General features: G+C 70.2%; 14 protein-coding genes. 9 read left to right on the top strand and 5 right to left on the bottom strand.

What is annotated here, in order from left to right; all coding sequences use genetic code 11:
* A partial coding sequence (locus tag C1J00_RS27810) for an amidohydrolase family protein (protein ID WP_102911760.1) occupies positions 1-946 on the top strand: 946 nt, incomplete at its 5' end.
* On the opposite strand, the gene C1J00_RS27805 is transcribed toward C1J00_RS27810, so the two are convergent.
* The 4 genes from C1J00_RS27805 to C1J00_RS27790 are packed head-to-tail and all read right to left on the bottom strand — an operon-like array spanning position 943 to position 4,581.
* Positions 943-1,950 (bottom strand): COX15/CtaA family protein, encoded by a 1,008-nt coding sequence (locus C1J00_RS27805; protein ID WP_102911759.1) that lies wholly within the window; start codon positions 1,948-1,950, stop codon positions 943-945. The two genes, C1J00_RS27810 and C1J00_RS27805, sit on opposite strands and share 4 nt — an antisense overlap.
* 54 nt (positions 1,951-2,004) lie before the next feature.
* Positions 2,005-2,781, bottom strand: a complete 777-nt coding sequence (locus tag C1J00_RS27800) for an ABC transporter permease (protein WP_102911758.1) — start codon at positions 2,779-2,781, stop codon at positions 2,005-2,007.
* A complete protein-coding gene (locus C1J00_RS27795; protein ID WP_102911757.1) occupies positions 2,778-3,701 on the bottom strand; it encodes an ABC transporter ATP-binding protein in 924 nt (307 codons plus the stop codon). Before C1J00_RS27795 ends, C1J00_RS27800 begins: the two co-directional genes overlap by 4 nt.
* A gap of 31 nt (positions 3,702-3,732) precedes the next feature.
* On the bottom strand, positions 3,733-4,581 hold the full coding sequence (locus C1J00_RS27790; protein WP_102911756.1) for an AAC(3) family N-acetyltransferase: 849 nt from the start codon (positions 4,579-4,581) through the stop codon (positions 3,733-3,735).
* A 160-nt stretch (positions 4,582-4,741) separates the two neighbouring features.
* On the opposite strand from C1J00_RS27790, the gene C1J00_RS27785 reads away from it, so the two are divergent.
* Genes C1J00_RS27785 through C1J00_RS27750 form a run of 8 tightly spaced genes read left to right on the top strand, consistent with a single transcriptional unit; the run spans position 4,742 to position 11,332 of the window.
* Positions 4,742-5,464 (top strand): helix-turn-helix transcriptional regulator, encoded by a 723-nt coding sequence (locus C1J00_RS27785; protein WP_102911755.1) that lies wholly within the window; start codon positions 4,742-4,744, stop codon positions 5,462-5,464.
* Positions 5,461-6,882: a Fe-S cluster assembly protein SufB gene (sufB, locus tag C1J00_RS27780; RefSeq protein WP_102911754.1), complete on the top strand. Its 1,422-nt coding sequence runs from the start codon at positions 5,461-5,463 to the stop codon at positions 6,880-6,882. The genes C1J00_RS27785 and sufB overlap by 4 nt, the downstream gene beginning before the upstream one ends.
* 54 nt (positions 6,883-6,936) lie before the next feature.
* The gene (gene sufD, locus C1J00_RS27775) at positions 6,937-8,157 is read left to right on the top strand and encodes a Fe-S cluster assembly protein SufD (RefSeq protein ID WP_102911753.1); all 1,221 of its coding nucleotides are present in this window, start codon (positions 6,937-6,939) and stop codon (positions 8,155-8,157) included.
* Positions 8,154-8,471, top strand: coding sequence for a non-heme iron oxygenase ferredoxin subunit (locus C1J00_RS27770; RefSeq protein WP_102911752.1), 318 nt, complete (start codon positions 8,154-8,156; stop codon positions 8,469-8,471). The genes sufD and C1J00_RS27770 overlap by 4 nt, the downstream gene beginning before the upstream one ends.
* A 7-nt stretch (positions 8,472-8,478) precedes the next feature.
* A complete protein-coding gene (gene sufC, locus C1J00_RS27765; protein WP_102911751.1) occupies positions 8,479-9,264 on the top strand; it encodes a Fe-S cluster assembly ATPase SufC in 786 nt (261 codons plus the stop codon).
* Positions 9,261-10,517 (top strand): cysteine desulfurase, encoded by a 1,257-nt coding sequence (locus C1J00_RS27760; RefSeq protein WP_102911750.1) that lies wholly within the window; start codon positions 9,261-9,263, stop codon positions 10,515-10,517. The genes sufC and C1J00_RS27760 overlap by 4 nt, the downstream gene beginning before the upstream one ends.
* A gap of 15 nt (positions 10,518-10,532) precedes the next feature.
* Positions 10,533-11,003 (top strand): Fe-S cluster assembly sulfur transfer protein SufU, encoded by a 471-nt coding sequence (gene sufU / locus C1J00_RS27755; protein WP_030852662.1) that lies wholly within the window; start codon positions 10,533-10,535, stop codon positions 11,001-11,003.
* Positions 11,000-11,332 carry a metal-sulfur cluster assembly factor gene (locus C1J00_RS27750; RefSeq protein ID WP_102911749.1) on the top strand — a complete coding sequence of 111 codons (333 nt, stop codon included), beginning with the start codon at positions 11,000-11,002 and terminating at the stop codon, positions 11,330-11,332. The genes sufU and C1J00_RS27750 overlap by 4 nt, the downstream gene beginning before the upstream one ends.
* 56 nt (positions 11,333-11,388) lie before the next feature.
* On the opposite strand, the gene C1J00_RS27745 is transcribed toward C1J00_RS27750, so the two are convergent.
* On the bottom strand, positions 11,389-11,900 hold a 512-nt coding region (locus tag C1J00_RS27745), incomplete at its 5' end, for an AbfB domain-containing protein (RefSeq protein ID WP_180989722.1).

The following is an 11,900-nucleotide window of genomic DNA, read 5'->3' as shown; positions in this document are numbered from 1 at the left end:
GTGCCCGCCCCTGCTGGGCCTCGAACCGCACTGCACGCCCGCCCGCTACCTGGCCCGCCGCCGGGAGCTGGGCGTCCTGGAGTCCGGCCGCCGGCTCCTGCGCGGCAGCGGCATCACCACGTACCTGGTCGACACCGGCCTTCCCGGCGATCTGACGGATCCCGGCGAGCTGGCCTGTGCCGGAGCCGCCGAGGCGCGCGAGATCGTGCGCCTCGAACTCCTCGCCGAGCAGGTCGCCGACACCTCCGGAACCGTCGAGTCCTTCCTCGCCAACCTCGCCGAGTCGGTGCACGCGGCCGCCGCGAACGCCGTCGCCTTCACCTCGGTCGCGGGCGTACGGCACGGCCTCGCGCTCGCGCCGGAACCGCCCGGGCCGGGGGAGGTGCGCGGGGCGGCCGGCCGCTGGCTCGCCGGGCGCGGTGTCGGCGGGGAGCTGAGCGACCCGGTGCTCCTGCGGCATCTGCTGTGGAGCGCGGTCGCCTCGGGCCTGCCGCTCCAGCTGCACGCGGGGCTGGGCGCGCCGGGGCTGCGGACCGACCGTACGGACCCGGTGCTGCTGACGGACTTCGTGCGGGCCACGGCCGGGCTCGGCACGGACCTGGTCCTGCTGCACGGCTACCCGTACCACCGGAACGCGGCCCACCTCGCCGCAGTCTTCCCGCACGTCCACGTCGACTGCGGCGCAGCCCTGGTCCGCACGGGCGCCCGGGCCGCGACCGTCCTCGCCGAGATCCTTGAGCTGGCGCCCTTCGGCAAGCTCCTCTTCTCCACCGGCGCGCAGGGCCTGCCCGAGCTGCACCTCGTGGGCGCCCGCCTGTTCCGCGAGGCCCTGGGGCGCGTGCTCGGCACCTGGGTCGCCGAGGGGGCGTGGTCCCTGGCCGACGCCCAGCGGGTGGCGGGCATGCTGGCGTCGGGCAACGCCCACAGGGTGTACGGGCTCGGTTAGGCCTTGGTCAGGGTGGCCTCGGTGGCGGGCCCGGGCAGGTCCGCACCGGCCTCGGACCGCTCGCGCAGCGACAGCACCACCCGCAGCACCCAGATCCACATCACGGCCGAGCCCAGCATGTGCAGGCCGACCAGAACCTCGGGCAGGTCCGTGAAGTACTGGACGTAACCGATGACGCCCTGCGCGAGCAGGATCAGGAACAGCTCACGGGTCCGGGCCAGCGGGTTCTTCGGTGCGTCGACCGCCTTGAGGACGAACCACAGGGCGAAGGTCAGCGTCACCACGATCCACGCCAGCACGGCGTGCAGCTTGCTGACCGTCTCCCAGTCGACCGGCATCCGCTCGACCTCACTGGAGTCGCCCGCGTGCGGGCCCGCGCCCGTGACGACGGTTCCGACCAGGATGAGCGCAGCGGCCGCCGCGGTAAGGAACCACACCAGCTGCCGCACGGCCTTGCCGACCAGCGGACGCGGCGCCGCGTCGCCCTCACGGGTGCGCTGCCACGTCACCGTGGCCACCGCGATGAGCGCCGACGTCGCCACGAAGTGGGCCGCGACCGTGTACGGGTTGAGACCGACCAGCACCACGATGCCACCCAGCACCGCGTTGCTCATCACGATCCAGAACTGCGCCCAGCCCAGCCGGACCAGGCCGCGGCGGTACGGCTTCTGCGAGCGTGCGGCGATGATCGCCCAGCCGACGGCGGCGCACAGCACATACGTCAGCATGCGGTTGCCGAACTCGATGGCGCCGTGGAAGCCCATCGCGCTGGTGGTGGTGAGCGAGTCGTCGGTGCACTTGGGCCAGGTCGGGCAGCCCAGCCCCGAGCCGGTCAGCCGTACGGCACCCCCGGTGACGACGATGAGCACCGCCATCAGGAGCGCGGAGAGGGCAGCACGCCGGACCGTCCGGGGTTCCGGGGTCCAGCGCTCGGCGATGAAGGCGAGCGGGTTGCGCAGGGCGGCCTGAGCGTCGGCGCGGGTCACGTTTGGCACGCGAACCATCGTAGGCCGCCGCTTGTGCACGCTTTCACGAGGGTCCCTCACAGGGCACCTCCCCTACTCCCAGCGGAAGAACTTCCCGGCCGCCGCCAGCCCCGCGACCGCCCAGACGGCCAGGATCCCCAGATCGCCCCAGGGCATCCCGGCGCCGTGCTGGAGGACGTCCCGCAGCCCGTCGGACAGGGCCGAGATCGGCAGCAGACCGAGCACGTCCTGGGCGCCGGAGGGGAACTTGTCGAGCGGCACGATGACCCCGCCGCCGACGAGCAGCAGCAGGAACACCAGGTTGGCCGCGGCCAGTGTCGCCTCGGCCTTCAGCGTTCCGGCCATCAGCAGCCCGAGGCCCGAGAAGGCCGCCGTGCCGAGGACCAGGAGCAGCAGCATGGCGGCCGGGTTGCCCTGCGGCGACCAGCCGAGCGCGAAGGCGATCACGGTGAGCAGGATCACCTGGAGCACCTCGGTGACCAGGACCGAGAGCGTCTTCGCCGTCATCAGGCCCCAGCGGGGCAGGGGCGAGGAGGCCAGCCGCTTCAGCACGCCGTAGCGGCGCTCGAAGCCGGTCGCGATGGCCTGGCCGGTGAACGCCGTCGACATCACCGCGAGCGCGAGGACGCCCGGGGCGAGGAAGTCGACGGTCTCGCCGGCGCCCGTGTCGACGATGTCCACGGTGCTGAACAGCACCAGGAGCAGGGCCGGGATGACGACGGTCAGCAGCAGTTGCTCGCCGTTGCGCAGCAGCATCTTCGTTTCGAGCAGGGCCTGGGCCGCGATCATGCGGGGGAGGGGCGCCGCGCCGGGCTTCGGCGTGTACGTCCCGGTGCCGGTGGCGGTCATGAGCGCAGCTCCTTGCCGGTGAGCTCCAGGAAGACGTCTTCCAGGGTGTGCCGCTCGACCGAGATCTTCTCCGGCATCACGCCGTGCTGGGCGCACCAGGAGGTGACCGTCGCGAGCAGCTGGGGGTCGACCTTGCCGACGACCCGGTAGGAACCCGGCGTCAGCTCGGCGGCCGAGCAGTCGGCGGGCAGGGCCTTCAGCAGCGAGCCCACGTCCAGGCCCGGCCGCCCCGAGAAGCGGAGCGTGTTCTCAGCGCCGCCCCGGCACAACTCCTCCGGGGAGCCCTGGGCGATGACCCGGCCCGCGTCGATGATCGCCACGTCGTCGGCGAGCTGCTCGGCCTCGTCCATGTAGTGCGTGGTGAGGATCACCGAGACGCCGTCGGCGCGCAGGTCCCGGACGAGGTCCCAGGTGGCGCGGCGGGCCTGTGGGTCGAGCCCGGCGGTCGGCTCGTCGAGGAAGACCAGCTCCGGGCGTCCCACCACGGCCATGGCCAGCGCGAGCCGCTGCTGCTGCCCGCCCGACAGCCGTCGGTACGTCGTACGGCCGCAGGAGCCGAGGCCCAGGCGCTCGGTCAGCGCGTCCACATCCAGGGGGTGCGCGTGCAGCATGGCCACGTGGCGGAGCATCTCGTCGGCCCGGGAGCCGGAGTAGACGCCGCCGGACTGGAGCATCACGCCGATGCGGGGCCGCAGGTCCGCGGACTGTCTCACCGGGTCGAGGCCCAGGACGCGCACCGTGCCGGAGTCCGGCTTCCGGTACCCCTCGCAGGTCTCGACCGTGGTCGTCTTGCCCGCCCCGTTGGGGCCGAGCACGGCGGTCACACCCGTCCGGGCCACCAGGTCGAGCCCGTCCACCGCGGTCTTCGTGCCGTACCGCTTCACCAGGGCCTGGACCTGGACCACGGGCTCACTTCGCATGGGTCCAGAGTCTAGGTACGTCCGGGCCGGCTCAGACCTGGGGGTCCCCCCGCTCGAGCGGAGCCGAGGGCGGGGGAGGGTGCGGGAACTCCTCCTCGCGCGGCCGGTGGACCGCCAGCCACCGCTCGGCGTAGGCGACCGCGTCCGCCACCGGGAACAGCCGGACCTCGGCCGCCCCGACCTTGCCGCGGGTGACGGGACGGTCCCGCTCGAAGTCGTAGCCCAGCTCGTCGAAACGGTCCGAGCTGATGGACACCTCGGTGACGGTCTCCCAGCCCTGCGGACCGGGCCGGCCCACGGCGACGCGCGGGGACGGAATCCGGTACTCGGCGAGGTGGAAACTCGTGCAGGAGGCGTAGCCGGCGCCGAGCAGCAGCACCCGGGCGTCCATCGCCTCCAGTTTCGCCAGCGGGCTCCGCTCGCCGAGCCGGCAGTCGGGTGCGTGCCCGTCGAGCACGTCCGCCGCACGCGGGCCGAGCGCGGCGAACGAGGTCTGCGGATGCGCGCTGCGCTGTGCGCCGGGCCAGGTCCGCACGGTCTCCGGGACGACGCCGACCCCACGGGCGGGCGTGATCCGCGGGTCGTAGGCGGGCATGGTGGCCCGGATGGCCGCCCACCATTGCGGGGGTACGGGCGGGTTGCTCCACAGGGCCGGATCGGACAGGTCGCCGGTCTGGGTGGGGACCACGAGCGTGCCCTGTGGGCCGAGGGCGTCGAGCAGTCCCCGCACCACCGCGACGGCACCGCCGTTCACCCAGCCGAGGGCGCTGAGCGAGGAGTGCACGAGGAGGGTCTCACCGGGCTGTACACCGAGCTCGGTGAGCTGTGTCCGGAGCGTCTCGCGGGTGACAAGAGGGCCGGTCGGAGGGGGTGTGGGCATGGTTCCGGAGTGTCCCCGAAGCGGCTGCCGCATGCCACCTCTTTGATCGATCAGAGATCGTTTCCGCAGGTCAGATTAGGTTTGCCTAAGTGACGCAGGGCACCCCGGGTCCAGCGCACGCGGCTTGCCGGGTCCGGAGGAATTACGCAACAATGGCGTTGTGAAAAACGTCGGCGAGGCACCTCACGAGGAGCTGGCGACCGGGGAGCGGTCCACCCGCAACCGGGTCGCGCGGTCCATCCTGGACCACGGCCCCTCGACCGTCGCCGTACTCGCCGAGCGGCTGGGCCTCACCCAGGCGGCCGTGCGCCGGCACCTCGACGCCCTGACGGGCGACGGTGTCGTGGAGGCGCGCGAGCAGCGGGTGTACGGCGCGCGGACCCGTGGCCGGCCGGCCAAGGTGTTCGCCCTGACGGACTGCGGCCGGGACGCCTTCGACCAGTCCTACGACACGCTCGCGGCGGACGCCCTGCGCTGGATCGCCGACCGCGAGGGCGGCAACGAGGCGATCGCCGCGTTCGCCCGCGCCAGGATCGCCGCGCAGGCGGGCGCCTACCGCCGGGCGGTCGAGGCCGCCCCGCCCGAGAAGCGGACCGAAGCACTGGCCAAGGCCCTGAGTACCGACGGGTACGCTGCTACGGCGCGCAGCGCGCCCCACCCTCAGCAGGGTGAGCAGCTCTGCCAGCACCACTGCCCGGTCGCCCACGTCGCCGAGCAGTTCCCGCAACTGTGCGAGGCGGAGACGGAATTTTTCGCCGAGCTGCTCGGTACGCACGTACAGCGGCTCGCCACCATCGCGCACGGCGACGGCGTCTGCACGACGTTCATCCCCAAGATTTCCCACAACGCATCTGCAAGCACGGCCGGGAGGAACCCCGCATGACTCTCCCCACGGAGACTGCCCACCCCGAGCTCGAGGGCCTGGGCAAGTACGAGTACGGCTGGGCCGACTCCGACACGGCCGGCGCCTCTGCCAAGCGCGGCATCAACGAGGACGTCGTCCGGGACATCTCCTCCAAGAAGAACGAGCCGGAGTGGATGACCAAGCTCCGCCTCAAGGGCCTGCGCCTGTTCGAGAAGAAGCCCATGCCCAACTGGGGCTCGGACCTCTCGGGCATCGACTTCGACAACATCAAGTACTTCGTGCGCTCCACGGAGAAGCAGGCGGAGTCCTGGGAGGACCTGCCCGAGGACATCAAGAACACCTACGACAAGCTCGGCATCCCCGAGGCGGAGAAGCAGCGCCTCGTCGCCGGTGTCGCCGCGCAGTACGAGTCGGAGGTCGTCTACCACCAGATCCGCGAGGACCTGGAGGAGCAGGGCGTCATCTTCCTCGACACCGACACCGCCCTGAAGCAGCACCCGGAGCTCTTCAAGGAGTACTTCGGGACCGTCATCCCCGTCGGCGACAACAAGTTCGCGTCGCTGAACTCCGCCGTGTGGTCGGGCGGCTCCTTCATCTACGTGCCGCCGGGCGTGCACGTCGAGATCCCGCTCCAGGCCTACTTCCGTATCAACACGGAGAACATGGGCCAGTTCGAGCGGACCCTGATCATCGTCGACGAGGGCGCCTACGTGCACTACGTCGAGGGCTGCACCGCCCCGATCTACAAGTCGGACTCGCTGCACTCCGCGGTCGTCGAGATCATCGTCAAGAAGAACGCCCGCTGCCGTTACACGACCATCCAGAACTGGTCGAACAACGTCTACAACCTGGTCACCAAGCGCGCCGTCGCCTACGAGGGCGCGACCATGGAGTGGATCGACGGCAACATCGGCTCCAAGGTGACGATGAAGTACCCGGCCGTCTACCTCATGGGTGAGCACGCCAAGGGCGAGACCCTGTCCATCGCCTTCGCCGGCGAGGGCCAGCACCAGGACGCCGGCTCCAAGATGGTCCACATGGCGCCGAACACCTCGTCCAACATCGTCTCGAAGTCCGTGGCGCGCGGCGGCGGCCGCACCTCCTACCGCGGTCTCGTGGAGATCGGCGAGGGTGCCCACGGCTCGAAGTCCAACGTGCTGTGCGACGCGCTGCTCGTCGACACCATCTCCCGCTCGGACACCTACCCCTACGTCGACGTCCGCGAGGACGACGTGTCCATGGGGCACGAGGCGACCGTCTCCAAGGTCTCCGAGGACCAGCTCTTCTACCTGATGAGCCGCGGCCTCTCCGAGTTCGAGGCGATGGCGATGATCGTGCGCGGCTTCGTCGAGCCCATCGCCAAGGAACTCCCCATGGAGTACGCGCTGGAGCTCAACCGGCTGATCGAGCTGCAGATGGAAGGCGCGGTCGGCTGACCTGCCCCCTCGACAGCAGACGTCCCACTCAGGAAAGAGAGCACTACGACAGCCATGGCTGAGGCCCAGAACTCCCCCACTCTCGGCTCCGCTCGAGCGGGGGGACCCCCACCCGTGGGATCCACCACCGCGGGCTCGATCGCGGTCGCCGCTGAGTCGACCGTCGCCACGCGCATGAGCGCGCCCCCCTCCTTCGACGTGGCGGACTTCCCCGTCCCGCACGGCCGTGAGGAGGAGTGGCGGTTCACCCCGCTGGAGCGCCTGCGCGGCCTGCACGACGGCACCGCCGTCGCCGGCGGCAACGGGCTCAAGGTCGAGGTCCAGGCCCCCGAGGGCGTCACCGTCGAGGCCGTCGGCCGCGACGACGCGCGGCTCGGCAAGGCCGGTGTCCCGGTGGACCGCGTCGCCGCCCAGGCCTACTCGGCCTTCGAGAAGGCCTCGGTCGTGACCGTCCCCAAGGAGACCGTCCTCACCGAGCCCATCCGCATCGCGGTGCACGGCGAGGGCGGCACCGCCTTCGGCCACCAGGTGATCGAGCTGGGCGCCTTCGCCGAGGCCATCGTGGTCATCGACCACACCGGTGACGCCGTGCTCGCCGCCAACGTCGACTACCTCCTGGGCGACGGCGCCAAGCTCACCGTCGTCTCCGTCCAGGACTGGGACGACAAGGCCGTCCACGTCGCCCAGCACAACGCGCTCGTCGGCCGCGACGCCTCCTTCAAGTCCGTCGTCGTCACCTTCGGCGGCGACGTCGTGCGGCTGCACCCGCGCGTGCGGTACGCCGGCCCCGGCGGCGAGGCCGAACTGTTCGGCCTGTACCTCACCGACGCGGGCCAGCACCAGGAGCACCGCCTCCTGGTCGACCACAACGTCCCGCACTGCAAGTCGAACGTCGTCTACAAGGGCGCGCTCCAGGGCGACGACGCGCACGCGGTGTGGATCGGTGACGTGCTCATCGAGGCCAAGGCCGAGGGCACGGACACGTACGAGATGAACCGCAACCTGGTCCTCACGGACGGGGCGCGCGTGGACTCCGTACCGAACCTCGAGATCGAGACCGGCGAGATCGTCGGCGCCGGCCACGCCTCGGCGACCGGCCGCTTCGACGACGAGCAGCTCTTCTACCTCATGGCCCGCGGCATCCCTGAGCAGGAGGCCCGCCGGCTGGTGGTCCGCGGCTTCTTCGCCGAGCTGGTCCAGCAGATCGGCCTCCCCGACATCGAGGAGCGCCTGATCGCCAAGATCGAGGAGGAGCTGGAGGCGGCGGTCGCATGACCTTCGTACGCGCCTGTGGACTGGGCGAGCTGGAGGAGGACACCCCGAAGCGGGTGGAACTCGGCGGCACGCCCGTGTCCATCGTGCAGACCGAGGGCGAGGTGTTCGCGATCCACGACATCTGCTCGCACGCGAACGTCTCCCTGGCGGAAGGCGAGGTCGACGACTGCCACATCGAGTGCTGGCTGCACGGCTCGCGCTTCGACCTCCGTTCCGGCAAGCCCGACGCCCTCCCGGCGACGCGCCCCGTCCCCGTTTACCCCGTACAGATCGATGGGGACGACGTGCTCGTCTCCCTCACCCAGGAGTCCTGAGGCACCCATGGCAACGCTTGAAATCCGAGACCTGCACGTCACCGTCGAGGCCGAGAACGCCACGAAGGAGATCCTCAAGGGCGTCGACCTCACCGTGAAGCAGGGCGAGACGCACGCCATCATGGGCCCCAACGGCTCCGGCAAGTCGACCCTCGCCTACTCCCTCGCCGGTCACCCGAAGTACACGATCACCGGCGGCACCGTCACCCTCGACGGCGAGGACGTCCTGGAGATGTCCGTCGACGAGCGCGCCCGCGCCGGCCTCTTCCTCGCCATGCAGTACCCGGTCGAGGTCCCGGGCGTGTCCGTGTCGAACTTCCTGCGCACCTCCGCCACCGCCATCCGCGGCGAGGCCCCCAAGCTGCGCACCTGGGTGAAAGAGGTCAAGGAGGCCATGCAGCGCCTCAACATCGACCCCTCCTTCGCCGAGCGCAACGTCAACGAGGGCTTCTCCGGCGGCGAGAAGAAGCGCCACGAGATCCTCCAGCTGGAGCTGCTCAAGCCGAAGGTCGCGGTCCTCGACGAGACCGACTCCGGGCTGGACGTCGACGCCCTGCGCGTCGTGTCGGAGGGCGTGAACCGCGTCCGCGAGACGGGCGAGGTCGGCACCCTGCTGATCACGCACTACACGCGTATCCTCCGCTACATCAAGCCCGACCACGTGCACGTCTTCTCCGGCGGCCGGATCGTCGAGTCCGGCGGCGCCGAGCTCGCCGACAAGCTGGAGAACGAGGGCTACGAGGCGTACGCGAAGCACGACGGAGTCGACACGAAGGGCGGCGCATCCGCGTGACATTGCTGCCGGGCCTCCTCGACACCGAGGCGATCCGCAAGGACTTCCCGATCCTGGACCGCCAGGTCCACGACGGCCGGAAGCTCGTGTACCTGGACAACGCGGCGACGAGCCAGAAGCCGCGCCAGGTGCTGGACGCCCTGAGCGAGTACTACGAGCGCTACAACGCCAACGTCCACCGCGGTGTGCATGTGCTCGCCGAGGAGGCCACGGCGCTGTACGAAGGCGCGCGCGACAAGGTCGCCGCGTTCGTCAACGCGCCGAGCCGCGACGAGGTGATCTTCACCAAGAACGCCTCCGAGTCGCTCAACCTCGTCGCGAACATGCTGGGCTGGGCCGACGAGCCCTACCGCGTGGACTCCGAGACCGAGATCGTCATCACCGAGATGGAGCACCACTCCAACATCGTGCCGTGGCAGCTGCTCGCGCAGCGCACCGGAGCGAAGCTGAAGTGGTTCGGCCTGACCGACGACGGCCGTCTCGACCTGTCGAACATCGACGAGGTCATCACGGAGAAGACGAAGATCGTCTCCTTCGTGCTGGTCTCCAACATCCTCGGCACCCAGAACCCCGTCGAGGCGATCGTGCGCCGCGCCCAGGAGGTCGGTGCGCTGGTGTGCATCGACGCCTCCCAGGCCGCGCCGCACATGCCGCTGGACGTGCAGGCCCTCCAGGCCGACTTCGTGGCCTTCACCGGTCACAAGATGTGCGGCCCGACCGGCATCGGCGTCCTCTGGGGCCGCCAGGAGCTGCTGGAGGACCTGCCTCCGTTCCTCGGCGGCGGCGAGATGATCGAGACGGTGTCGATGCACTCCTCGACGTACGCCCCGGCGCCCCACAAGTTCGAGGCGGGCACGCCCCCGATCGCCCAGGCGGTCGGCCTCGGCGCGGCGATCGACTACCTCGACTCGATCGGCATGGACAGGATCCTCGCCCACGAGCACGCGCTCACCGAGTACGCGGTGAAGCGGCTGCTGGACGTCCCCGACCTGCGGATCATCGGCCCGACCACGGCCGAGGAGCGCGGCGCGGCGATCTCCTTCACCCTCGGGGACATCCACCCGCACGACGTGGGCCAGGTCCTCGACGAGCAGGGCATCGCGGTCCGGGTCGGACACCACTGCGCGCGGCCGGTCTGCCTGCGGTACGGAATTCCTGCGACCACGCGAGCGTCGTTCTATCTGTACTCCACGCCGGCCGAGATCGACGCACTGGTCGACGGCCTGGAGCACGTACGGAACTTCTTCGGCTGAGAGGCGTGCTAGACGGTGAAACTGGACTCCATGTACCAGGAAGTCATCCTGGACCACTACAAGAACCCGCACGGGCGGGGCTTGCGGGATGGCGACGCCGAGGTGCACCACGTCAACCCGACGTGCGGTGACGAGATCACACTGCGCGTGAAGTACGACGGCACCACGATCGAGGACGTCTCGTACGAGGGCCAGGGCTGTTCGATCAGCCAGGCGAGCGCGTCCGTACTGAACGACCTCCTCGTCGGCAAGGACCTCTCCGACGCGCGGAAGATCCAGGAGACCTTCCTGGAGCTGATGCAGTCCAAGGGGAAGCTCGAACCCGACGACGCGATGGAGGAGATCCTGGAGGACGCGGTCGCGTTCGCCGGGGTGTCCAAGTACCCGGCCCGGGTGAAGTGCGCCCTGCTGAGCTGGATGGCCTGGAAGGACGCGACGGCCCAGGTGCTGGGCGGAGCCGACGCCGAGAAGGAGACGACGGCATGAGCGAGACCGTTGAGATGAAGCCGGCCTCGGAGGAAGAGGTCCGTGAGGCGCTGTACGACGTGGTCGACCCAGAGCTGGGCATCGACGTCGTCAACCTCGGCCTGATCTACGGCATCCACATCGACGACGCGAACATCGCGACGCTCGACATGACCCTGACCTCGGCGGCCTGTCCGCTGACGGACGTCATCGAGGACCAGGCGAAGTCCGCCACGGACGGCCTCGTGAACGAGCTGCGCATCAACTGGGTCTGGATGCCGCCATGGGGTCCCGACAAGATCACGGACGACGGGCGTGAGCAGCTGCGTGCTCTCGGGTTCAACGTCTGAGGTCCACTGACATGCGTGAGGGCGGCACCCTTTCCGGGTGCCGCCCTCACGCATGTTCAGTCCAGGCCGGACACGATCTCGAACGACGCGTCCGCGTAGTACTGGTGACTGTTCTCGAAGGGGTCCAGGCGGAGCTGGAAGTTGCGGTGGCGCAGGAAACGGCCCGGGTAGTTGACCGACTCCAACGTGAGCGTTCCCGAGCGGGACCAGACGCGCGGGCAGAACGTGGCGTCCTGGCGGAAGAGGGACGAGCCGTCGTTCCTGTTGGCGACCAGGACGAAGCTGCGGTGGCGGAGGTAGCGGCCGTCCGCGGTGGTGAAGGAGTAGCAGGAGGAGTCGGAGAGGCCGGCCACGCGCTGGAAGGTGGCGTCCTCGCGCTGCTCGGAGCCCGATCCGATCTGGTCGAGGCGCACATAACCGTCGCGCACCCGCCAGTAGCGGTCGGACCAGTTGACCGCGCGTATCGATATGCCGGAGGAGGACGGGGGCTTCGGGCTCTTCGAGGGAGCCGGGGACGCCTTCGGCGGCTCCGGGGTCTTCTCCCGGGGCGTCGGACTCGGAGCGGTGG

The organism is Streptomyces cahuitamycinicus (genome assembly GCF_002891435.1).
Taxonomy (GTDB): Bacteria; Actinomycetota; Actinomycetes; order Streptomycetales; family Streptomycetaceae; genus Streptomyces; species Streptomyces cahuitamycinicus.
This window is presented reverse-complemented; position numbering and strand designations above follow the sequence as displayed.